Annotated in this window: 23 protein-coding genes; 12 read left to right on the top strand and 11 right to left on the bottom strand. The window is 61.0% G+C overall.

Features of this window, described 5'->3' with window-relative positions; translation table 11 throughout:
• The first annotated feature begins 57 nt into the window (after positions 1 to 57).
• Positions 58 to 1,632: a radical SAM protein gene (locus DXY03_RS06910; RefSeq protein ID WP_115009750.1), complete on the top strand. Its 1,575-nt coding sequence runs from the start codon at positions 58 to 60 to the stop codon at positions 1,630 to 1,632.
• Here the strand turns inward: DXY03_RS06910 and DXY03_RS06905 are convergent.
• Together DXY03_RS06905 and purU are read right to left on the bottom strand one after the other, a co-directional pair.
• The gene (locus DXY03_RS06905) at positions 1,619 to 2,185 is read right to left on the bottom strand and encodes a hypothetical protein (RefSeq protein WP_115009749.1); all 567 of its coding nucleotides are present in this window, start codon (positions 2,183 to 2,185) and stop codon (positions 1,619 to 1,621) included. The genes DXY03_RS06910 and DXY03_RS06905 overlap by 14 nt on opposite strands.
• The gene (gene purU, locus DXY03_RS06900; RefSeq protein ID WP_115009748.1) at positions 2,182 to 3,036 is read right to left on the bottom strand and encodes a formyltetrahydrofolate deformylase; all 855 of its coding nucleotides are present in this window, start codon (positions 3,034 to 3,036) and stop codon (positions 2,182 to 2,184) included. The genes DXY03_RS06905 and purU overlap by 4 nt, the downstream gene beginning before the upstream one ends.
• A gap of 74 nt (positions 3,037 to 3,110) precedes the next feature.
• Between purU and psbQ the strand changes: the two genes are divergently transcribed.
• Positions 3,111 to 3,560, top strand: a complete 450-nt coding sequence (gene psbQ / locus DXY03_RS06895; RefSeq protein ID WP_115009747.1) for a photosystem II protein PsbQ — start codon at positions 3,111 to 3,113, stop codon at positions 3,558 to 3,560.
• 14 nt (positions 3,561 to 3,574) lie between these two features.
• Positions 3,575 to 4,642, top strand: coding sequence for an FAD-binding oxidoreductase (locus tag DXY03_RS06890; protein WP_115009746.1), 1,068 nt, complete (start codon positions 3,575 to 3,577; stop codon positions 4,640 to 4,642).
• Between the two features lie 44 nt (positions 4,643 to 4,686).
• On the opposite strand, the gene dnaK is transcribed toward DXY03_RS06890, so the two are convergent.
• Positions 4,687 to 6,600 (bottom strand): molecular chaperone DnaK, encoded by a 1,914-nt coding sequence (gene dnaK, locus DXY03_RS06885; RefSeq protein WP_115009745.1) that lies wholly within the window; start codon positions 6,598 to 6,600, stop codon positions 4,687 to 4,689.
• A gap of 116 nt (positions 6,601 to 6,716) precedes the next feature.
• Here dnaK and DXY03_RS06880 point away from each other — a divergent pair, with 116 nt between their 5' ends.
• From DXY03_RS06880 to rpsF, 3 genes are all read left to right on the top strand, one after another.
• Entirely contained in the window at positions 6,717 to 7,586 is an 870-nt protein-coding gene (locus DXY03_RS06880) for a shikimate dehydrogenase (protein ID WP_115009981.1), read from the top strand.
• A complete protein-coding gene (locus DXY03_RS06875; protein WP_255446152.1) occupies positions 7,576 to 8,088 on the top strand; it encodes a Tic20 family protein in 513 nt (170 codons plus the stop codon). Before DXY03_RS06880 ends, DXY03_RS06875 begins: the two co-directional genes overlap by 11 nt.
• Positions 8,089 to 8,168: 80 nt before the next feature.
• On the top strand, positions 8,169 to 8,543 hold the full coding sequence (gene rpsF / locus DXY03_RS06870) for a 30S ribosomal protein S6 (protein ID WP_114988800.1): 375 nt from the start codon (positions 8,169 to 8,171) through the stop codon (positions 8,541 to 8,543).
• Here rpsF and DXY03_RS06865 read toward each other — a convergent pair.
• The 3 genes from DXY03_RS06865 to DXY03_RS12275 form a co-directional block, all read right to left on the bottom strand.
• A complete protein-coding gene (locus DXY03_RS06865; RefSeq protein ID WP_136987658.1) occupies positions 8,540 to 8,815 on the bottom strand; it encodes a hypothetical protein in 276 nt (91 codons plus the stop codon). The two genes, rpsF and DXY03_RS06865, sit on opposite strands and share 4 nt — an antisense overlap.
• 108 nt (positions 8,816 to 8,923) lie before the next feature.
• Positions 8,924 to 10,135, bottom strand: a complete 1,212-nt coding sequence (locus DXY03_RS06860) for an argininosuccinate synthase (RefSeq protein ID WP_114988802.1) — start codon at positions 10,133 to 10,135, stop codon at positions 8,924 to 8,926.
• Positions 10,135 to 10,275: a hypothetical protein gene (locus DXY03_RS12275; protein ID WP_170950503.1), complete on the bottom strand. Its 141-nt coding sequence runs from the start codon at positions 10,273 to 10,275 to the stop codon at positions 10,135 to 10,137. The genes DXY03_RS06860 and DXY03_RS12275 overlap by 1 nt, the downstream gene beginning before the upstream one ends.
• Before the next feature lie 152 nt (positions 10,276 to 10,427).
• Here DXY03_RS12275 and DXY03_RS06855 point away from each other — a divergent pair, with 152 nt between their 5' ends.
• From DXY03_RS06855 to DXY03_RS12270, 4 genes are all read left to right on the top strand, one after another.
• The gene (locus DXY03_RS06855; RefSeq protein WP_114988803.1) at positions 10,428 to 10,697 is read left to right on the top strand and encodes a DUF3134 domain-containing protein; all 270 of its coding nucleotides are present in this window, start codon (positions 10,428 to 10,430) and stop codon (positions 10,695 to 10,697) included.
• Positions 10,698 to 10,834: 137 nt separating this feature from the next.
• Positions 10,835 to 11,869, top strand: a complete 1,035-nt coding sequence (mraY, locus tag DXY03_RS06850) for a phospho-N-acetylmuramoyl-pentapeptide-transferase (protein WP_244272345.1) — start codon at positions 10,835 to 10,837, stop codon at positions 11,867 to 11,869.
• 305 nt (positions 11,870 to 12,174) lie between these two features.
• On the top strand, positions 12,175 to 12,423 hold the full coding sequence (locus tag DXY03_RS06845; RefSeq protein WP_115009741.1) for a hypothetical protein: 249 nt from the start codon (positions 12,175 to 12,177) through the stop codon (positions 12,421 to 12,423).
• Positions 12,423 to 12,590, top strand: coding sequence for a hypothetical protein (locus DXY03_RS12270; RefSeq protein WP_170952000.1), 168 nt, complete (start codon positions 12,423 to 12,425; stop codon positions 12,588 to 12,590). The genes DXY03_RS06845 and DXY03_RS12270 overlap by 1 nt, the downstream gene beginning before the upstream one ends.
• A 4-nt stretch (positions 12,591 to 12,594) precedes the next feature.
• Here the strand turns inward: DXY03_RS12270 and DXY03_RS06840 are convergent, their stop codons facing one another.
• On the bottom strand, positions 12,595 to 13,017 hold the full coding sequence (locus tag DXY03_RS06840; protein ID WP_115009740.1) for a M23 family metallopeptidase: 423 nt from the start codon (positions 13,015 to 13,017) through the stop codon (positions 12,595 to 12,597).
• A gap of 172 nt (positions 13,018 to 13,189) precedes the next feature.
• On the opposite strand from DXY03_RS06840, the gene DXY03_RS06835 reads away from it, so the two are divergent.
• A complete protein-coding gene (locus tag DXY03_RS06835) occupies positions 13,190 to 13,789 on the top strand; it encodes an alpha/beta hydrolase (RefSeq protein ID WP_115009739.1) in 600 nt (199 codons plus the stop codon).
• A gap of 101 nt (positions 13,790 to 13,890) precedes the next feature.
• Here the strand turns inward: DXY03_RS06835 and DXY03_RS06830 are convergent, their stop codons facing one another.
• Positions 13,891 to 14,463 (bottom strand): L,D-transpeptidase, encoded by a 573-nt coding sequence (locus tag DXY03_RS06830; RefSeq protein ID WP_244272344.1) that lies wholly within the window; start codon positions 14,461 to 14,463, stop codon positions 13,891 to 13,893.
• Positions 14,464 to 14,600: 137 nt separating this feature from the next.
• Between DXY03_RS06830 and purT the strand changes: the two genes are divergently transcribed.
• Entirely contained in the window at positions 14,601 to 15,779 is a 1,179-nt protein-coding gene (gene purT / locus DXY03_RS06825) for a formate-dependent phosphoribosylglycinamide formyltransferase (protein WP_115009980.1), read from the top strand.
• Here purT and DXY03_RS06820 read toward each other — a convergent pair.
• From DXY03_RS06820 to uvrA, 3 genes are all read right to left on the bottom strand, one after another.
• The gene (locus tag DXY03_RS06820; RefSeq protein WP_115009737.1) at positions 15,765 to 17,888 is read right to left on the bottom strand and encodes an HAD family hydrolase; all 2,124 of its coding nucleotides are present in this window, start codon (positions 17,886 to 17,888) and stop codon (positions 15,765 to 15,767) included. The two genes, purT and DXY03_RS06820, sit on opposite strands and share 15 nt — an antisense overlap.
• 206 nt (positions 17,889 to 18,094) lie before the next feature.
• Entirely contained in the window at positions 18,095 to 18,706 is a 612-nt protein-coding gene (locus DXY03_RS12610; RefSeq protein ID WP_244272343.1) for a hypothetical protein, read from the bottom strand.
• The gene (gene uvrA / locus DXY03_RS06810; protein ID WP_115009736.1) at positions 18,706 to 21,669 is read right to left on the bottom strand and encodes an excinuclease ABC subunit UvrA; all 2,964 of its coding nucleotides are present in this window, start codon (positions 21,667 to 21,669) and stop codon (positions 18,706 to 18,708) included. Before uvrA ends, DXY03_RS12610 begins: the two co-directional genes overlap by 1 nt.
• Positions 21,670 to 21,712 lie beyond the last annotated feature (43 nt).

Here is a 21,712-nt window from a genome sequence, read left to right as displayed (position 1 = left end):
AACCAGGAAACGCTGCTGTTCGATCCGGCCACACCGGAACCCGGAGCCCTGCGCACGGTGCTGGCCTTTCCCAGCACCTACACCGTGGGCATCACCAGCCTCGGTTATCAGATCGTCTGGTCCACCCTGGCGATGCGGTCCGACGTCGACGTGCGCCGGCTCTTCACTGATCAAGGAGATCCACCCCACAGGCACTGCGACCTATTTGGGCTTTCTCTCAGCTGGGAACTCGACGGACCAGTCCTGCTCGATCTGCTGGAACAGCAGCGCATCCCGATCTGGAGCCACGCGCGCACCGACGAGCATCCAATCGTGTTTGGTGGCGGACCTGTACTGACCGCCAATCCCGAGCCCCTTGCACCATTTTTTGATGTCGTGCTGCTGGGCGATGGCGAGGATCTGCTGCCCGCCTTTATCGATGCCCTTCAGAGCGTGAAGGGCCAACCCCGAGCCGAACAACTGCAGCATCTGGCCCGGGTGCCGGGGATCTACGTGCCTGAGCTCCATGCACCCCGCTATGCAGCGGACGGCACCCTTTTGGGGGTGGCGCCGGTGGATGCAACTCTTCCAGAACGGGTGGCCAAACAGACATGGCGCGGCAACAGCCTCAGTCACTCGACAGTGATCACGCCGGAAGCGGCGTGGCCCGACATCCACATGGTGGAAGTGGTGCGCAGCTGCCCGGAACTATGCCGCTTTTGCCTGGCCAGCTATCTGACCCTGCCGTTCCGAACACCGTCGTTGGATGACGGGCTGATCCCGGCCGTGGAAAAAGGCCTTCAAGCCACCAAACGCCTCGGGCTGCTGGGAGCGTCCGTAACCCAGCATCCCCAGTTCGGCGATCTACTCCATTGGCTAGCCCAAGATCGTTTCGATGACCTACGCGTCAGCGTTAGTTCCGTGCGGGCCGCAACGGTCACTCCGAAGCTGGCGGCTGTGTTGGCAGGACGAGGCAGCAAATCCCTCACCATCGCGATCGAAAGCGGCAGCGAGCGCATGCGCCGCGTAGTGAACAAAAAGCTCAGCGGCGAAGAAATCGAAGCCGCCGCCCGCCATGCCAAGCAAGGTGGCCTCAAGGCCTTGAAGCTCTACGGAATGGTGGGACTTCCCTGTGAAGACAACGACGATGTGGAAAGCACCGCAGCGCTGCTGCTGAGCCTTAAGAAAGGCACCCCTGGGCTGCGCTTCACCTTGGGGGTGAGCACCTTTGTGCCGAAGGCGCACACCCCGTTCCAATGGCAAGGGGTACGCCCCGAAGCGGAAAAACGCCTGAAGCTGCTAGCGAAACGTCTCAAACCCAAAGGCATTGATCTGCGCCCGGAAAGCTATGGCTGGAGCGTGATTCAGGCCCTGCTGTCTCGAAGCGACCGGCGCCTGGCCCCCGTGATCGCTGCGGTGCGCGGCTCCCAGGAAAGCCTGGGGGGTTGGAAAAAGGCCTACCGAGCGGCCCTGGCCGGTGAACTTCCTGAAGCTCGCAGCGCAGGCGTTGTCTTACCGCTGCCTCCCAGTTGGGCGAGCGTGGTGCACGATGAATGGGCCTCTGACGCGGTGTTGCCCTGGTGCCATCTCGATGGCCCCTTGAGTCAGGAGAAGCTGCAAGAGCACCGCCAACAGGCCCTCAGCCTGGGATAACCGCTGCCATCTCGGTCTGCCGAATCCGACTACTCAGTCCGGCCAACAGAATCCAACCGGCAATGTTTAGGCGGCTGTCAAAGAACGGCATGTCGGTGCCATGAAGCACCACCAGCACCAGCACCAGCACCGCAGCCCACCAGGCACGATCAAACAAACTCATGCGGCGGCCGCACCAGGACACGATCAACAACGCCAGCACCAGACCCACCAGCACAAGCGCCGCCGCCACATAGGGCTGGAATCCCCAGAACCCCCAGAAAAAAGGCAGCCAATTGGCCAGACCTGCCCAAGCCAGGTCAGCACGCAAGGTGCTGAAATAGCCGAGCAAAATGAGCCCGCCAGCCAACAGAAGCGGCCAGTTCCAGCGGTCATGCCAGTAGGCGCATTCACGACGGAGGCTGCCCAGGGCCAAGGCCGGCACAAACAGCAGGCTTGCCAGCAACACTGACGAGGGAAGCAACAGCAGTCCTAGCTGAAACAAACACCAACCCCAGGGAGATGCGGCGACCGGACAGTCGCCTCTCAGCCATGCGTACAGACGTGCCGTCATGCAAAAACAGCCGTACGCCCGCGATAGACCATCACCTGACGGCGCAGATGCAAGCGAAGGGCCCGCGCCAAGGCAAGGCGTTCCGTGTCACGGCCCTTGCGGATCAGATCCTCCACTTCGTCCCGATGGCTGACGGAAACGGTGGTTTGCTCAATAATCGGGCCGTCATCCAGATCTTCGGTGACGTAGTGGGCTGTAGCGCCGATGAGCTTGACCCCACGGTCCCAGGCCCGGTGGTACGGCTGAGCACCCTTGAACGCTGGCAGAAACGAATGGTGGATGTTGATTACCTGGGGGAAACGCTCAAGGAAATCACTGCTCAGCACCTGCATGTATTTGGCCAGCACCGCAAGTTCAACCTTGTTCTTTTCAAGCAGCTCCAGGATCCGCTGCTCCGCTTCCGCTTTGGTGTCCCGACCGACGGGAACACAAACAAACGGAATCTCAAAGGATGCACACAGGGGTTCCAGATCCGGATGGTTGGCGATGACCAGGGGAACCTGCATCGGCAGCTCCCCGCTTTGAACCCGCCAGAGCAAGTCCTGCAGGCAGTGGCTCTGCTTGCTGGCAAAAATCGCCACACGGGGATACTCGTCTGAAAAGTGGAGCTGCGCTTCGCCACCAAGCCGCTGTCCCAGAGCCTGAGCCGCTTCAGGAAGCACATCGCGGGGAATGCCGAATCCCTGGAGCTGCCACTCAATCCGGCTGAGAAACACCCCAGCTCCCGCATCCGTGTGGTGATCGGCATGGCGAATGCTGCCGCCGTTGGCCGCCACCCAACCCGCCAATTCACTGACCAGACCCGGCCGATCGGGGCAGATCATCTGAAGGATGACCGTGGCGTCACTCACAACAACGCTTTGAAAAACAAAATTCTCCCGCGCAGGAGGGGCTGGTTAAAGTCGCAGGGAAATTTCCGATCACCATGCTGAAGGCTCTGAGCCGCCTTGCCGCGTTCTGCCTCTGCGTCGCTTTGAGCCTGGGTCTGATGGCCCCGGCTGCTGCCAATGCTGCCGGCATCAGTCCTGACGACCTGGGCGTGATCCGCCGCCAGGCCGCAGCCTTTGAAGACGCAAAGTCCCGTCTGCCTGATCTGGCACGGCTGGTGAGTGAAAAGGATTGGGTGTTCACCCGCAACCTTCTGCATGGCCCCATGCAAGAAGTGAGCCGGGAAATGCTTTACATCAATCAGCGCCTCGACAAGAGCGATCGCAAGGAAGCCACCAAGGTGGCCCGCTCCCTGAAAGAAGCTCTGGCTGATCTGGATGAAGCAGCACGCCTGCAGGACTTCAGCCGTCTGCAGAAGTCCTACAGCGCCGTGGCTGCCGGATTTGATGCCTACAGCGATCTGATCCCCGCTGAGGCCTTCAACTGAGCCGCTCCATTGGAGTGATTGGTGCCGGGGCCATCGGCCTCGGCACCGCTTGGCATCTGGCCCAGCAAGGGCACGATGTTTCTGTTTACGACCCTCGCCTGAACCAGTCCGTTGATCGCGAGGGATCAGCAAACGATTTGAGTGGAACATCAGCATCCCTCGGGGTGCTGATGGGCCACGTGTTTCGCCGCAGCAGCGGGCGGGGCTGGAGGCTGCGCCGCCGGAGCATGGAGCTCTGGCCGCAATGGATCGAAACGCTGCAGGCTCACCAGCCTGACCTCAAACTCCATTCGGGCCTGCTGCAAATCGCCGAGGACGAACAAGCGGCTAAGCGGATGGAAGCCCTGGCCGCCCAGCGCGTTGACCTGGGCCTGGAGATGGTCACCAACGCCGACCTGGCAGCGGTCTGGCCGGCGGCCAGGCACGGTGGCCTGCACTCGCGCCACGACGGTCGTGTGGATCCCCTGCTGCTGCAACGGGCCCTGCGACAGGCGCTGGCAAAGCAAAGCGTGGAGCTGAATGCCACGGCGGTGGTCCATCTGGAGCGCAACGACAACCACTGGCGTGTGCATCGCGCCGATGGAGACAGCACCGTTCACAACCTTGTGGTGCTCTGCACAGCCCTGAGATCGGACGTATTGCTGGAACCGCTGGGTCAGGCCCGACCGATGACACCGGTGTTGGGCCAGGCCCTGTCACTGGAACTGACAACGGGTCCGACATCGTGGAGCAACTGGCCCTCGGTGCTGGTGGATCAGGGCTTCAATCTGATTCCAACCGCACCCGGACGATTGCTACTCGGGGCCACCGTGGAACCGGGCGATCGCGCTTCCGAGGATCCTCTGACGCTGATGCGCAACCTGAATGAGCGAGCACCGGAGTGGCTGCGCTCAGCCAAGGTGGTTGGCCATTGGAGTGGCCTGCGAGCCCGGCCCGTGGATCGCCCGGCCCCTCTGCTGGAGGAGCTGGAACCCGGGTTGATCCTCGCGAGTGGGCACTATCGCAACGGCGTTCTGCTCACGCCCGGCACCGCCGAGTGGGTCGCCGCTGAACTCGAGCAGAGATCACTTGAGCAGGCATAAAAAAAGGGCCCCGCGGGGCCCTAGTGAGTTGGTAAATCAACCGATCACTTGGTCTCGGTGAACTCCGCGTCGATGACGTCGTCACTGGCATCGCCACCACCGGAGTTAGCTCCGGCACCGGCGTCAGCACCAGGCGCACCAGCACCAGCTGCAGCCCCTTCCTGCTGATAAACGGAAGCGCCCACGGTGTAGAGCTCCTGCTGCAGTTCCTCAAGCAGGGTCTTCATCGCGTCGTAGTCGTCCTTCTCGGTGGCTTCCTTGAGCTTGAGGCGCTTCTCCTCCAGCTTCGCCTTGGCGTCGGCGTCAACCTTGTCGCCCAGTTCGCCCATCTGCTTTTCAGCCTGGTAGACGAGGGTTTCGGCCTGGTTCTTGAGGTCGATCTTTTCGCGCTTCTCCTTGTCAGCGCTGGCGTTGGCCTCGGCGTCCTTGACCATCTTGTCGACCTCGGAATCCGAGAGGGTCGACGCACCGGTGATCGAGATGGACTGCTCCTTGCCGCTGCCCTTGTCCTTGGCGGTGACGCTGAGGATGCCGTTGGCGTCGATGTCGAAGGTCACTTCGATCTGAGGCACGCCCCGGGGAGCCGGGGGGATGCCATCGAGACGGAAGGTTCCAAGCGACTTGTTGTCGGATGCCATCTCGCGCTCACCCTGAAGCACGTGAATTTCCACGTTGGTCTGACCATCCACAGCCGTGGAGTAGGTCTCGGTCTTCTTGGTGGGAACCGTGGTGTTGCGGGTGATCATCTTGGTCATCACACCGCCGAGAGTCTCCACACCCAGGGAGAGGGGCGTGACGTCGAGCAGAAGGATGTCCTTCACCTCCCCGGCCAGCACACCGCCTTGAATGGCAGCACCAACAGCCACCACCTCATCGGGGTTCACCGTCTGGTTGGGGTCTTTGCCGGTGATGCGCTTCACCAGTTCGAGCACGGCCGGAATGCGGGTGGAACCACCCACCATCACGATTTCGTCCAGCTCGCCGGAGGAGAGCTTGGCGTCCTTGAGCGCCTGCTCCACAGGCATGGCGCAACGGTCGATCAGCTTGGAGGCCAGTTCCTCGAACTTGGCGCGGGTGAGGGTGAGATCCAGGTGCTTGGGACCCTCAGGCGTGGCCGTGATGAACGGCAGGTTGATCTCGCTCTGGGTGGCGTTGGACAGCTCCACCTTGGCTTTTTCAGCGGCTTCGGTGAGGCGCTGCAGGGCCTGCTTGTCCTGACGCAGATCGATGCCTTCGTTGGATTTGAAGGTCTCGGCCAGGTGATCAACGATCACCTTGTCGAAGTCGTCACCACCGAGGTGCGTGTCACCAGCGGTGGACAACACCTCAAACACGCCGTCGCCAACTTCCAGAACGGACACGTCGAAGGTACCGCCACCCAGGTCGAAGACCAGGATGCGCTCGTTGCTCTTCTTGTCGAGGCCGTAGGCCAGAGCCGCAGCGGTGGGCTCGTTGATGATGCGCAGCACTTCAAGGCCAGCGATCTTGCCGGCGTCCTTGGTGGCCTGGCGCTGGGAGTCGTTGAAGTAGGCGGGAACGGTAATCACCGCTTGGCTGACGGTTTCACCGAGGTACTTACCGGCGTCCTCGGCCAGCTTGCGCAGCACCTGGGCGGACACCTCTTCAGGCGCAAATTGCTTGTCGAGAACCGGGCACTTCACCTTCACGTTGGAGCCGGCCTTTTCGACGCCGTAACTCACCTCTTTCGATTCCTCGTTCACCTCATCAACCCGACGGCCGATGAAACGCTTGACGGAATAGAAGGTGTTATCCGGGTTCATCACCGCCTGACGTTTGGCGATCTGACCCACCAGCTGATCCTGGTTCTTGGTGTAAGCAACCACGGAGGGCGTGGTGCGGAAGCCCTCGGCGTTCGCGATCACGGTGGGCTTGCCGCCCTCCATCACGGAAACACAGCTGTTCGTGGTGCCAAGGTCAATGCCGACAACCTTGCCCATCGGTGCCCACCTCCAGAAATGGTGATTTGAATGGGCTCATCTTCCACAGCAGACCCGGTGACAGGCGAGGTGTGGTTCCCGAACAGGCAGGCTGGTGGAGCGATCCGGCCCTGGCAATGATCAACGGCGACACCAGCCTTGTGGGCCTGCTTGGCAATCCAGTGCGCCACTCGCTTTCGCCGGTGATGCAGAACGCCGCCCTCGAAAGCATGGGGCTCAACTGGCGCTACCTGGCCCTGCCCTGCACAAGCGAAAACCTTGATGAAGTGCTGAAGGGTCTCAGGGCCGTTGACTGCCAGGGCCTCAACGTCACCATCCCCCACAAACAAGCCATCGCCGAGCTCTGCGAGGAGCTGAGCCCACTGGCGAAACGGCTCGGTGCCGTCAACACCCTGATTCCGGGAGCGGGTGGTGGCTGGTTCGGCACCAACACCGATGTGGAAGGCTTTCTGGAACCCCTCGGTGCCAACGACGCCTGGGCCGGACGCCATGCCGTGGTGATCGGCTGCGGCGGATCAGCTCGAGCCGTGGTCGCCGGTCTGCAGACCCTGAACCTCAGCAGCATCACCGTTGTGGGACGACGCAGCGAGGCACTGCAAGCCTTCATCACTGATCTGCAGCAGAGCCACGCCCCCCTGACGGCCTGTCTAGACACCGCTGTTCAGCTCAACGAGAACGTGGCTCAAGCGGCTCTCGTGGTGAACACCACCCCGGTGGGCATGGCCCAGCACGGTGACCCCGAGGCGATGCCACTGGGGGCCGAGCTCTGGACAAACCTGAACGGAGAAGCGGTGCTGTACGACCTGATCTACACACCAAGGCCCACCAGCTGGCTCGCCGCTGGGCAACAACGGGGTCACCGCTGCATCGATGGTCTCGAGATGCTGGTGCAGCAGGGCGCTGCCTCGCTGCGGCTCTGGAGTGGACGCGACGACGTTCCTGTCGCGGCGATGCGCAGCGCCGCCGCCACTGCTCTTGCGACCTAAGGTCCCAACAATCCCTAGCTCCACCGTGCAGATTCCCCTCTGGCAGCGGCTTCTTGCACCGCTGGTGTACCTGCTCCCTTGGAGTGACGCCATTCCCTTTGGCCTCGGGGCTGACGGTGTGTTCAACCAGATCCCATTGCTGAGGCTGCTGATCGTTCCTGCAGTGCCGCTAATCCAATTGGATCGTGGGGTTCCCTTCGGTGGCCTGCTGCTGTTCTTCGTGCTGTTTCTTGCGGTGGTGCGGAATCCGGCCGTTCCCTACTTCCTGCGCTTCAACACTCTGCAGGCCCTGCTCACCGACATCGTGATCGTTGTGCTGAGCTTCGCGTTTGGGATCCTTCTCCAACCGATTGCCGGAGGCAGCCTGCTGCTGAGCACCCTGTCCAGCACGGTTGTGGTGGCGGTGCTGGCGATCCTTCTGTTCGCCCTGGTGGAGTGCTGGCGCGGTCGCGAACCGGATCTGCCCGGCATCAGCCAGGCCGTACGCATGCAGCTCTACTGAAGCTTCAGGGGCACGCCAGGGGATATGGTGTTGGATCCGTCGCTCACTTCGGTGAGCCTGATGCCCCTTCGGTGCTGCCCATGACGCACGATCCGTATTACGAAACCATGTACATCCTTCGTCCGGACATTCCGGAGGAGGAAGTTGAAAGCCATCTCACCAAGTACCGCGACATGCTCGTGGAAGCTGGTGCCGACGTGCTGGACAACCAGATGCGTGGCAAGCGCCGTCTGGCCTATCCGATTGCGAAGCACAAGGAAGGCATTTACGTGCAACTGAGCCACAACGGCGATGGCCAGCACGTTGCTGTTCTCGAGAAGGCAATGCGCCTCAGTGAGGATGTGATCCGCTATCTGACCGTGAAGCAGGAAGGTCCCCTTCCCGCACCTCGGGTGATGCCGGGCAGCGAAGCTGCTCAACAGCAACAGGCCGAAGCCGCTGCATCAGCTGACTAATCAGCATTGTTGGATTCGTGGGTGGGCGATACCGTCCGCCCATGGATTCGAAACACGACCACCCTCAACCAACCGAACCTGTTTGGAACGAGCGTCATGGCGACGCTGAAGTGATTCGGTTGCTGAAACAGAGAATTTCCGAGCTCGAGGGCGAGATCGAGGTCTAAAACGAGCTTCTGGCCGAACTGCCGGACGTCTTTGAAGGACGTTTCCAACAGCGGCTTGAGCCGTTGATGGAGCGTTATCAACTGCTGGCTGAACAGGTTGATCAAGACCAGATCGAACGGCCTCAGCCAGCCCTGCCTGGAAGCTCAGAACCGGACAACGTTGTGCGTTTTCCGGGCCTGAGGCTTCTCAACTTCCTGCAGAAGCGGCAGCGCTCAGCTTGAACGGCGCTGGGATGCTGACCAGAGTCGGGTCGGCAGACCCCAGACGTAGATAAAGCCCTCTGCAGCGCGGTGATCGAACTGATCCTCACTGCCGTAGGACGCCATTTCGGGGACGTACAGGCTGCTGTCGGCTGAACCGCGGCCGGTGACCGTGGCCGTTCCTTTGTGCAGCCGGAGACGAACGACACCATTGACGGTGGTCTGGGTGCGGTCCATGAAGCCGTCCAGAGCATCCTTGAGAGGGCCAAACCAAAGGCCCTGGTAGACGAGATCGGCCCACTGCATTTCCAATTGCCGCTTGCTGCGCAGCACATCGGCGGCCAGGGTCAGGCTTTCCAGTTCCTGGTGAGCCTGGATCAACAGCAAAAGGCCAGGCGTTTCGTAGATCTCCCGGGATTTGATCCCCACCACACGGTTCTCGATCATGTCGAGACGGCCGATGCCATGGGTGCCCGCCAGGCGGTTGGCTTCACGGATCAAGGCCACCGGGTCCAGCTGCTGACCGTTGATCGCCACAGGATTGCCTGCTTCAAAGGCAATCTCGATCTCTTCAGAGGCATCCGGAGCCGCCTCCACCGATCGCGTCATCGCAAACACCTCCTCCGGCGGAGCCACCATCGGGTCTTCAAGGGGTCCGGCTTCAATGCTGCGACCCAGCAGATTGAGATCGATCGAGTAAGGCGACTTCTTGCTCACCGGTGCGGGCAGACCAAAGCGTTCGCCGTAGGCGATGGTCTCCTCACGGCTCATGCCCCACTCACGGGCTGGGGTGAGCACCTTGAGGTCTGGTGCCAACGCAGCGATGGCCACATCGAAACGCACCTGATCATTGCCCTTGCCTGTGCATCCATGGGCGACAGCATCGGCACCCACTTCCCGGGCCACCTCCACCAGGCGCTTCGCGATCAGAGGCCTCGCCAGGGCCGTGGAGAGGGGGTAACGGCCTTCGTAGAGGGCGTTGGCACGAATCGCCGGAAAAGCGAAATCCTTGATGAAGGGCTCAATCAGATCTCCCACCAGCGACTGACTGGCACCCGCATCCAGCGCTTTCTGACGAATCGGCTCCAGCTCATCGCCCTGGCCGAGATCAGCGGCAAAGGTGATCACATCCTCAACACCCCATTCCTGCTTGAGGTATGGGATGCAGACACTGGTATCCACTCCCCCGGAATAGGCGAGTACCACCTTCTTGGCGCGGCCCATCAATGGGTCTCCTGATCACAATCGTCTGATTCTCTCGTCTCGCCGGTCGCCACCTGTGGAGAAGCCGCAAGCAACCATGCAGCCAATGCTGCAGCCGGAACAAAGACCAGCAGCAGCGCCAGGGTCCAGGAGGTCTGCAACGGTTCAGGCCGCTGCAAACCCCACCAATGCAGACCAAAGCTGATGATCAGGGCCAGACCCCACAGAAGAACGAGCAGCGCAGATTTGTTCAGTGGGAGATCAAAAACAGCACATGGTCTATCTTGGTTGATTGGCCCGCGTCCCTCCCTGCATGAGCGCTCTGGTTGATTCAAACGCCCTGGACAGCGTCAACCCGTCCCTCACCCGCTACGGGCGCCGCGACCCTGCGCCCGTGCTGCCCCTGCGTGAGGAGCCTGACCTCCTGTCCTGGCTGGAAACCAGCGGCCGTCTCGTTGCCGACGAAGAATCCGGTTCACCTGAAGTGAGCACCGTCGAAGAGGAGGAACTCTCCGCGCTCATGGGTGAGAAAGAGGATTACAACAAGGACGACGAGCAAAACGAGGAGCAATGGGAGGACTGACGTTCCCCAAGCACTGACTGGTCGCCACTGAGCGACTCACCTAGGGTCCCAGCGATCAGTCCAGTGCAGCTTTGCAATCCACGGATTCGAACCGCCGTCCTTGGTGGGAGATCGGCTCATTGAGTGCCAGCTTGCTGATGCTGGTGGTCTTGATGACCAGCTTTGCAGCCGACAAGTGGATCACCAATGCGCAACTGAGCCTGCCGCTCTTGATTTCAGCGGTCTGCGCAACAGCGACTGCAGCCTTGGGCATTCCCCTTCTGCGGCGCTTGAAGATGGGACAGTTCATCCGTGAGGAAGGCCCCAAAGCCCATCAGAGCAAGGCGGGAACGCCAACGATGGGGGGCCTTCTGGTCGTTCCCGTCGGGGTCATTCTCGGGAGCCTGATCACAAGGGACGCCGTGGCGTCACAACAACTGCTCAGCCTGGCAGCCCTGACCCTGGCGTTCATGCTGATCGGCGGCATCGATGACTGGAGCAGCCTCACCAAACACACCAATGCTGGCCTGACGGCGCGAGGAAAATTGCTGCTGCAAGCCATGGCAGCCGCAGCCTTTCTGGCCATCGCTGCCTGGCAGGGCTGGATCAGCAGCAGCATTGCCCTGCCATTTGGCCTTGAACTGCCCCTAGGTCTTCTGATCTGGCCGCTGGGGCTGTTTGTCATTCTGGCGGAGAGCAACGCCACCAACCTCACCGATGGCCTGGATGGCTTGGCCAGCGGCTGCGGAGCACTGGTGTTTACCGGTCTGGCACTTCAACTGATGCTCCGGGGAGACAACGGAGATCCCGCCTTGGCTGGCTTCTGCATGACCATGGCCGGGGCATGGCTTGGGTTTCTGGTGCACAACCGAAACCCAGCTCGGGCCTTCATGGGCGACACAGGGTCCCTGGCGATGGGAGCCGCCCTCAGCGGTGTGGCTCTGTTGTCCAACAGCCTCTGGCCCCTGCTGGTGATGGGAGGCGTCTTCGTCGCGGAATCCCTCTCCGTGATCATCCAGGTTTGGGTGTTCAAGGCCACGAAAGGACCTGATGGTCAGGGGCGACGCGTGTTCCGCATGGCGCCGCTGCATCACCACTTTGAGCTGGGCGGCACCAATGAACGAAGCGTGGTGCCTGCGTTCTGGCTCGCCACAGCAGGGCTTGTACTTCTGGGACTGGTGCTGCGTCCCTGAGCGCTGATCTTTGATCCAATCCTGAGGACTATGACTTTGAAGTGGGCTGAAGGATGCAGTGATTCAGATCGTCAATGAAGTTGAACTTGGTTTCCCCCGCACAAAATCAATACGTCTGAGAAAAGTTGACACCGATGCAAAAAAAGACCGACGTTTTTAAGAATTTGGAGTGACCACAACACAGTTCCCTGAATGAAGTGAGGCCTGAACGGCACAGTCGGTACTCACAGGATTTTTGATATCCAGAACGAACGCTTTGCACCGCTCACATCCCTTAAAGTCATGTTTTGAGGCTGCAAGGCAGGATGACCTACTTCACCTGGCGTGAATCCGGTCTCACCGCTGACTGCTCAAGCCTCGAGGCGATGGCTGCCCGCTTTGAGGAGTCGGCGAGTTTGATGCGGCGCATGTCAAGCGAGGGGTTCCAACTGGAACGCCAGGGAACGGAGCAGCGCATCACGCATCCCGATCCCACCGTGTTTGAAGCCTGGGGTTTCGTCAGCGAAGAATCACCGGTTCGCCAACTCACGCTGATCCCCGATCTTCAGAACTGATGGACAACCTGCTTGCCAAAACCGCTGAGCTGCTCGCCAGCGCCGCTGCCGATCCTGATCGGGTTCTGCGGTGGGTGCTGATCTATTTCGGTGTGTCGTCGCTTGGATTCATGGGCGTGTGGCTGATCGGCGAAGTGCGCCGTCAGAACAGCACCGATTCGAATTGAGCCCTCAGCGGCTCGCTTCCACCGAGCGCTGACGCCATTGAGGCGCTTGCTCCATCGATTTCAGCTGCTCTGCACTGGGGCTCTCAAGCACGTCCAGGAGATGGAGGGGTTCTGCTTCGAAGTGGAGATGAGGACCGGTCGACCACCGACCCGTGTTGCCGCAAAGACCAATGATCTGGCCGCGGTCATAGGAGCCTGCTGGAGCACCAGTGTTGAGATGGCTGTAACGCGTCTTGACGCCTGCCCCAGCCAGATGAAACGTCCATCCGTGGGTGGCTGTCCAGCGACTCCGACCAACCCCGTCATGGGCGGCACGCACAGGGCGACCCACACGACAGGAAATGTCCAAGGCTGGATGGTCCTGTTCGACACCTTGGGTCACCACACCCGACATCGGCACAAGCAACGCGGCAAACAGACCCAGCAAGCAATCAAAACGAGAATCGGAAGAGAACCTTAAGACACGGTCCCTTCCGCTATAGGAAAGACAGCATTACCGTTTTTCGTTAACGCTCTCTTAAAAGGAAAAAAAACCCTGTGGTTCTGGGCCACTGCCGCGATGGCCTGGCGACGGTTCGAAGGCAAATCAACTGCAGCTCATGCGCAGAGCACTTCTGTTCACCGGTGCCGGCCTGATGGTCGCCGCCGCTGGCCTCCCCAGCTTCGCCGCCCCCAAACAAACCGCCCGCACCGTCACCAACGGTTTCGTTCGCTCCAACGTGCTGTTGCCCCTCGGTGGCAAAAAGGCCGTCTCCAACCCCGTGCCTGAGGATCTGAGCGATCTCTCCGGTTGGACCCGCGAAGAACTCGAGGTGGGTCTTGAGAAGCAGTACGACGTCGACGTTGCTGACGTCACTCGCTTCCTCTATTCCACTGAAGGTGAGGCCTTCCTCAAGGAAAGCATCAACGGCAACTATCACCCGTACTACAGCCAGCAGAACGACCTCCAGGCCGTTCGCAGCGCCATCATTCTTGATGCTGAAGATGGCAAGCTTTCCAGCTACGGAATGATGGCCAAGCTGCCGACCGACCAGCGCCTGCAAGGTGCCATGAAGGTCTGCAATGCCGAAGCACAAGGTGATTTCCACAAGGACACCTCGCTGCTCAGCTGGTACATGAACACACCGGCCTGCATCCAGGCCTACACCGCCAAGGCACCCGAGCCGGCTCCCGCTGCTCCCGTTCAGGGACTCTGGTGATCTAACGGCAGAACGACAAAACACGTCCACCAAGCCCTGGGTCCACCCAGGGCTTTTTTCATGCCTCCTTTTTTGTGCCTCGGTCTGTCACGACACAACCATCAGGGCAGGACCACCACCGGAGTCCCCACATCCACAAGGTCAAACACCCTGCGGATGTGTTCGTCATACAAGCGAACGCAACCATGCGAAACGGCTCGTCCGACAGTCCAACGGTGGGGCGTGCCGTGCAGGCCGACGTGGGAGCAGCCGCGGACCTGCACCACCTTTTCGCCATCCCAACCACCGGGATTGGAGCAGTCCTGATAGAAGGCAATCCAACGTGATCCCAGGGGGTTGCGGCCTCCGGGGGGTACAAGAGCACCGGTGCCGGGATGCCGCCAAACGGGATCCACCGCTTTGAACAGCACCCGATGCTCGCCGAGAGGCGTTTCCCAGCCTTGGGTGCCGACAGCAGCAGGCACACGCAAACGAAGCTGCCCCTGCTCCAGAAGGATCAGTTGACGGCTGGAACGATGCAGCACCAGCTGCTTCTTGGCACGGGAACGAACAGCAGCGGGCAGCAAGGCCAGTGCCTCCGCATCACTAAGCCAGGGGGCAACCGGTGGAATCGGATCCGCAGGCCTGGCCTGAACAGGCTCAAGCTGGAGACAGGCTCCAGCAAGAACCGCCAACAACGTCGCCCGAAGCACTGGACTCAATCAAGAAGGCATCCTTGACCTAGCGGGAGATCGGGCGCTGCACCCCAGGGTGCGGAAAGTCTCAGGACTTGCGTTGATTGATGATGCAGGCAGGCCATTCAAGGATCACCATGCCGTCGTTTCCACGCACCGTGATGCTGCTGGGCAGCGGGGAGCTGGGCAAAGAGGTGGCCATTGCTGCCCAACGGCTTGGCTGTCGGGTGATCGCCTGCGATCGCTATGCCGCTGCCCCGGCCATGCAGGTGGCTGACGTGGCCGAAGTGCTGCCGATGACCGATGCCGATGCCTTGCTGGAGGTGGTCAGGCGCCACCAACCCGACGTGGTGATCCCGGAGATCGAAGCACTCGCCGTGCATGCCCTGGCGGAACTTGAACAAGAGGGAATCACCGTGATTCCCACGGCCCGCGCGACGGCCGTCACGATGAACCGAGACCGCATCCGCGACCTGGCGGCCGGCGAACTCGGTCTCCGCACCGCCCGCTTCGCCTATGCCTCCAGTGCTGAGGAACTCAAAGCGGTGGCGGAACCGCTGGGCTGGCCCGTCGTGGTGAAACCGGTGATGAGTTCCTCCGGCAAAGGCCAGAGCGTGGTGGACTGTGCGGACGATCTGCCCAAGGCCTGGGAGGCCGCCATGGCCGGCGCACGGGGCACCTCAACCCAGGTGATCGTGGAGGAATTTCTCCATTTTGATCTGGAGATCACCTTGCTCACCATCCGTCAGCGCAATGGCGAAACCCTGTTCTGTGCACCAATTGGCCACGAACAGGAAGGAGGGGACTATCAGTGCAGCTGGCAGCCGGCGCAACTGACCGTCCAGCAACTGCATCAGGCCCAGGCCATGGCCAAGACCGTCACCGACAACCTGGGCGGTGCTGGCCTCTTCGGTGTGGAATTTTTCCTCTGTGGCGATGAGGTGATTTTTTCCGAACTCTCTCCCCGGCCGCATGACACAGGCCTGGTCACCCTGATCAGCCAGAACCTGAGCGAGTTCGAACTGCATCTGCGCGCTGTTCTCGGTCTTCCGATCCCCGCCATCACAGCAGCAGATGCCGCCGCCAGCCGAGTGATCCTGGCCCAAACAAACACGGACTCCGTCGCTTTTGAAGGGGTCGAACAAGCGCTCACGGAAGCCGACACCCAATTGCTGCTGTTCGGCAAGCCCACAGCCCGCCCCGGTCGGCGGATGGGTGTGGCTCTGGCAAAGGGAGTCGATCGCAAGGAAGCACAAGCCAAAGCCGACAGGACAGCCGCCTGTGTATCCGTGATCCCAGGATCAACGGCTGGCTGAAAACCGAAAGTGGGTTAAGCCATCCAGCACGGCTCCAACACTTGGGCGTTTCGACACGTACACCCGCTGCTGGGTCCGTTGACCCAACAGGCAGGGATCGTGATCCGCAGGAACCACCGTGGCGGGCAACCCATCCAGCAACTCTCCATCCCCCTGCTGGCTTGCCACCACCAAAACCTGCTGCAGGGGGAGCTGCCAAGACTGAGCCAGAAAACGAATGGCTTCGCTGCGGGACGCACGCTGGGGCAGAACATCCAGGAACCAATGGCAACGGAGCTGGGGTTCCGCCTGCAGACCATGGCGGCGCAAGCACTGACGGGCCAAACCAATCAGACCGCGGTTAGAGGCACGCAACAGGTAGCTGACCTTGAAGGGACTCTGGTGATCAGGGTCCTGAAGCTGAATGTGTTCCTTGAGTTGCCCCATCGCTGCGAGCACAGCCTCGCGATCCCAGGCTTGGCTGATGCGCTGCGCCCATACGGGATCTTCCGCGCGATCCGAGGTGTGGTGAATCTCGGTTCCAGCCCGGCAGATCCAGGCCTTGGGGTCGGGAAGATGCAACTCCCGGTAGCGCTGACGCGCCTGGTCCAACGACCGCCCCGTGAGGATCACCAAGCCAGTCGAAGCCGCAAAGGATTCGGCGTGAAGCCGATCGCGCAGATGGGCAAGGGAGCGTTCCTCTGGCAGCTCCAAGCAGCTGTCGAGATCCAACGCCAACAGCCTGGAGACGGGGCTAGGCCGCCGCACCACCGACATCGCCCGAACAGGTGAAACGCAGACCTTCTGCTGCATCAGGGCGAGGTACTGACACACATGGGCATCCCAGCTGAAGTGCCGACTGATGGCCTCAACCCCGTTGTCACTCCAACGGCGCCAACGGGAGCGATCACTGCCGGCCAATTCCAAGGCCTCCTGAAGTGCACCGGGATCGGTGACGTCCGCCAGAAGACCGTTGTCGCAACGATGTTGGATGTCCCGTGGACCGCCATCGTCGGTGGCCACCATCGGCAAACCACAGGCCGCGGCCTCCAGCAGGGTGAGTCCGAAGGGTTCTGTCAACGCCGGATTCACAAACAGCCCTTCACGGCGCGCCGCCCAGCGGTACAAGGCGGGAATCTGGGCACGGCTGTGTTGTTTGGGATAGGCCACCTGGCCATAGAGATCAAACCGATCCACCAGATCGAACACCTGCTGAAGCACATCGCGCTGCTGCTTCTCGAGCTGGCGCGGGTCATCCCGACAGCCCAGCACAAGCACCAGGTTGTGGCGCTGCCGCAGCACCGGCGACTGGCCAAAGGCTTCCACCAGCGCGGGTATGTTCTTGCGCCGCACCGCACGGGAAATCGCCAGCAGAGGCGGACGCTCCGGCTCCCTGAGGAAAGGCTGCAACAAGCTTTGCAGCGCGGAGCCTTCCTGCGATGAACCGTGGGGATGAAAGCGGGAAGCATCGACACCTGGGGGCACCACCTCCGCCTGATCCGCCTGAAAGTGGCCGTAGCGGGAATACTGCTGATCCGCCTCCTGTCGGGTGCTGGTGATCACCAGATCCGCCTGGGCCAGGGCACGCTCTTCCGCGTCAATGCGGCGGCTGATGGCATAGGTCTGCTCAAGTTGAGAGCGATCCAGGCCACCAGCCAGGAGACGTCGCTGTTTCTCCCGACCGAGGGAATGGCCGGTGAAGACAAGCGGAATCCCCAACCGCTGACTGACCAAAGCACCCACCAGACCGGCGTCGGCGTAATGGGCATGAATCCAATCCACCCTCTGGCCGGGCTGGCTCAGATGTTCCACCAGCTGATCAGCCAACTCCTCGAGATGGGGCCAAAGCAGCTCCTTGCGGAGATAACGCTTCGGACCAAAGGGAAAGCGCAGGATGCGGGCTCTTGGAGCAATGGCTTCAACCCGTTGGCTGTAATCGAGATCAACCCGTCGGTCCTGAATCAGCCGGGTGACCACATCCACCTGCTCCACCTCGGCCCGCTGAGCCAGGCTGCGCACGAGCTCCAGCACGTACAACGTCTGACCACCGGTATCAGCATCCCGGCCCAGTTCGAGCTCATGGGAACGAAACAGACCGTGAAGATGCAGATGCAACAACCGGATCCCCATTCGCTCCCCTCACAAACAACAACGGGACGCAGATTCGGTGCCGTTGGTTTTTCTTTAGAGGCAGAAGAAGGAGTAAAAAATAAAAAAAACCTTAGAAGACCAACTAATCAAACCGAATAAAAAAGCGGAGTTGTGTTGTCGTGCAATGGATCTGGACCCAAGGGACAACACGCATGCCCTCGGCTTGATGTAACAAGCCAGCAACGTCAGAGGCGGTCGCTGACGTCGACAAGGCTGCCTTGCTCATCACCCCAACCACCCGCAGAGAAGGTGAGGGCGCCTTCCATCTCAAGCTGCTCGTTGATCCAGCCAAGGATCACGGGCCCAACCCGTGCCGGAGTCGGCTCACCTTGAAAACTACGAAGACTGAAGTGGTCGGCACCCTGCACCAACCCCAAGCGGTGACCCAACCGCACGGCCTTGCTCTCACGCACCGGAGCGATCGCTTCCGGACCCGAAGGCACCACCCAATCGCGGGTACCGCTGATCAGCAGCGTCTTGGCCGGGAAGGTCTCCAGGTGACTGCCGTCGAACAACAGACGCAAGGGAGGACTGACGGCCACAACAGCCTTGACCCTTGAATCAGCAACAGCGGCAACAACTTGCCACCACTGGCCAATTCCAGATCCTGCAGAACCGGACTGGCCTGAATCAATCAATTGTTCAACCGACTCACCATCGGCGAAGTTGATCGCAATCTCCGTCTCCAGAAACGGCAGACGCAACACGAACCGCTCCAAGGCTGAAGCTGGGCCCCCACCAAGGGCCAGTGACATGCCAAACGCCAGAGCCGCCAGGTGGGTGCAAAGTCGGGCCATCAAGCCGCGAGGGAAACGGGAAGTTCTGGTGGATGCTGCTCCAAAACCCGAACCAGGTAGCGGCCGGTGTGACTGGTGGGGTGCTGGGCGACCTCTTCTGGAGTGCCGGTGACCAGGATCTCGCCACCCTTGTCACCGCCCTCAGGGCCGAGATCAATGATCCAGTCGCTGCAACGGATCACGTCAAGATTGTGCTCGATGCAGATGATCGAGTTGCCCTTGTCCACCAACCGCTGCATCACATCCATCAGCTTGTGCACGTCGTAGAAGCTGAGGCCGGTGGTGGGCTCATCAATCAGATAAAGGGTCTTGCCAGTGGCCCGCCGTGACAGCTCCGTGGCCAGCTTCACCCGCTGGGCCTCACCCCCCGAGAGGGTTGGTGCCGGCTGGCCGAGCTTCACGTATCCCAGGCCCACATCCACCAAGGTGCGCAAGCGATCGGCCGCCTGAGGAATCGCATCAAACACCTCAGCGGCCTGCTCCACCGTCATTTGCAGCACATCCGCGATGGTGTAGCCCTTGTATTTCACCTGCAGGGTTTCGCGGTTGAACCGGGCGCCCTTGCAGACGTCGCACTGGACGTACACATCCGGCAGGAAGTTCATCTCAATCACGTTCACGCCCTGACCACGGCAAGCCTCACAGCGGCCACCCTTCACGTTGAAGCTGAACTGACCCACCTGGTAACCGCGAGCCTTGGCCTCCACCGTGGCGGCGAACACCTGACGGATCGGATCAAAGGCACCGGTGTAGGTGGCTGGATTGGAGCGGGGCGTGCGTCCAATCGGGCTCTGGTCGATCACGATCACCTTGTCGATCGACTTCAACCCACGCAGCTCCCCCAGACCCTGCGGAAAAGGCACCTTCAGACCCAGGCCGTTCTCCAGGGCGGGATGCAGAAGCTCATTCACCAGGGTGCTCTTGCCGCTGCCGCTCACTCCGGTGACCGACACCAAACGGCCCAAGGGGAACTCAACCGAAACGTTCTTGAGATTGTTGCGGTTGCAATCGATCAACTTGAGTGAGCGCGAACCGCTCTGTCGGCGTTCGGCCGGCGTTGGAATCGAGCGACGGCCACTCAGGTAGGCGCCGGTGAGGGATTCGCTGCTCGCCACCAGGTCATCGAAACTGCCCTCCGCAACGATGTGGCCCCCATGGACGCCGGCGCCAGGGCCGATGTCCACCACGTGATCGGCAGCACGGATGGTGTCTTCATCGTGTTCCACCACCACCAGGGTGTTTCCGAGATCCCGGAGCCGCACCAGAGTGTTCAGAAGACGGTCGTTGTCCCGCTGATGCAAACCGATGCTCGGCTCATCCAGCACGTACAGCACCCCGGTGAGACCAGCACCGATCTGGGTCGCCAGGCGGATGCGCTGGGCTTCACCACCGGAGAGTGTCATCGCCGGTCGATCCAGGCTCAGATAGTCGAGACCAACATCAAGCAGGAATTTCAGACGCAGGCGGATTTCCCTGAGCACCAGATCACCGATCTGGATCTGACGGGCATTCAGCAAGGGCTCTGAACCCTCGTAGGCGCCCACACCCATCAGTTTTTCGATCCGTTCCAGGGTCTGGCCGACGCTGACGGCCGTGAGTTCTGGAATCCGGTACGGCCCCACCTTCACCGCCAGGGCTTCAGGGCGGAGCCGCTGTCCGCCACAGGCTTCACAGGGAACCAGCTCGAGATACTTCTCCAACTTCTGGCGCTGGGCTTCACCACTGGCATCGCGGAGCTGCCGCTCGAGGATCGGAAGAATGCCTTCGAAGGGCCGGGTGTACCCCCCTTGCCCCTTGCGATAACGGCTGTCGGCCTGGATCAGAATCGGTTCGCGGCTTCCATTGAGCAGCACATCCCGCTGTTCATCCGTGAGTTCATTCCATGGGGTCTTGATCTCAAAGCCGAATGCCTCGCCCACTGAATACAGCAGGGAGAAGTAGTAGCTGTTGTCTTTCTCCGCCCAGGGAGCGACCGCTGAATACACCGGCTGCGTTGGGTCCGGAATGACCCGGTCCACGGTGAACTTGCGCAGATGGCCAATGCCATGGCAAGCCTCACAGGCGCCGTAAGGGCTATTGAACGAAAACAGTCGCGGTGACAGCTCCTCCATCACAGCGCCGTGCACGGGGCAGGCGAAGTTCTCGGAGTAAAGACGCTCCCGCTCAACGCCTTCGGGAAGCTCTTCCCCCTTCTTGGGCACCACCTCCACCAATGCCAGACCATCGCCGCGTTTGAGGGCCGTGCGCAGTGAATCAGTCAGCCGTTCCTGGATTCCCTCACGGGCCACAAGACGATCGACCACCACTTCGATGTTGTGGCTGTGGTTCTTGTCAAGCTCGATGTTGTCGGCCAACTCGCGCACCTCGCCGTCGATGCGCACGCGGGCGAAACCTTCCGCCGCAAGACCGCTGATCAATTTGGTGTGGGTGCCCTTCTTGCCGCGCACCACCGGCGCCAACAACTGATAGCGGGTTCCCTCCGGCAACAGCAGAATCTGATCGACCATTTCGTCGATGCTCTGCGGCTTGATCGAACGGCCACACTTGGGGCAGTGCGGCTCGCCGGCACGGCCGAACAGCAGACGGAGGTAGTCCTGAATCTCCGTGACCGTGCCCACCGTGGAACGCGGGTTGTGACTGGTGGATTTCTGATCAATCGAAATCGCCGGAGACAGGCCCTCGATGGCATCAACATCGGGCTTGTCCACCTGCCCCAAAAACTGGCGGGCATAGGCCGAAAGACTTTCGACGTAGCGGCGCTGTCCCTCCGCAAAGATCGTGTCGAAGGCAAGTGAACTCTTGCCGCTGCCGCTCACCCCGGTGAACACCACCAGCTTGTTGCGGGGAATGGTGACGTCGACGTTCTTGAGGTTGTGCTGCCGCGCACCCCTCACTCGAATCACATCGTCCTGAGTCGCCAGCGGGCCAGCTGAGTCAGCGATCTTGGCAGCAGCTCGCGCCATCAGGACCCGTTGGAAAGCTCAAGAGCTTAGGAAGAACCGAAGC

The organism is Synechococcus sp. N5 (genome assembly GCF_900473925.1).
Classification (GTDB): domain Bacteria; phylum Cyanobacteriota; class Cyanobacteriia; order PCC-6307; family Cyanobiaceae; genus Parasynechococcus.
The sequence above is the reverse complement of the archived record's forward strand: the minus strand, read 5'-3'. Positions and strand labels throughout refer to the sequence as shown.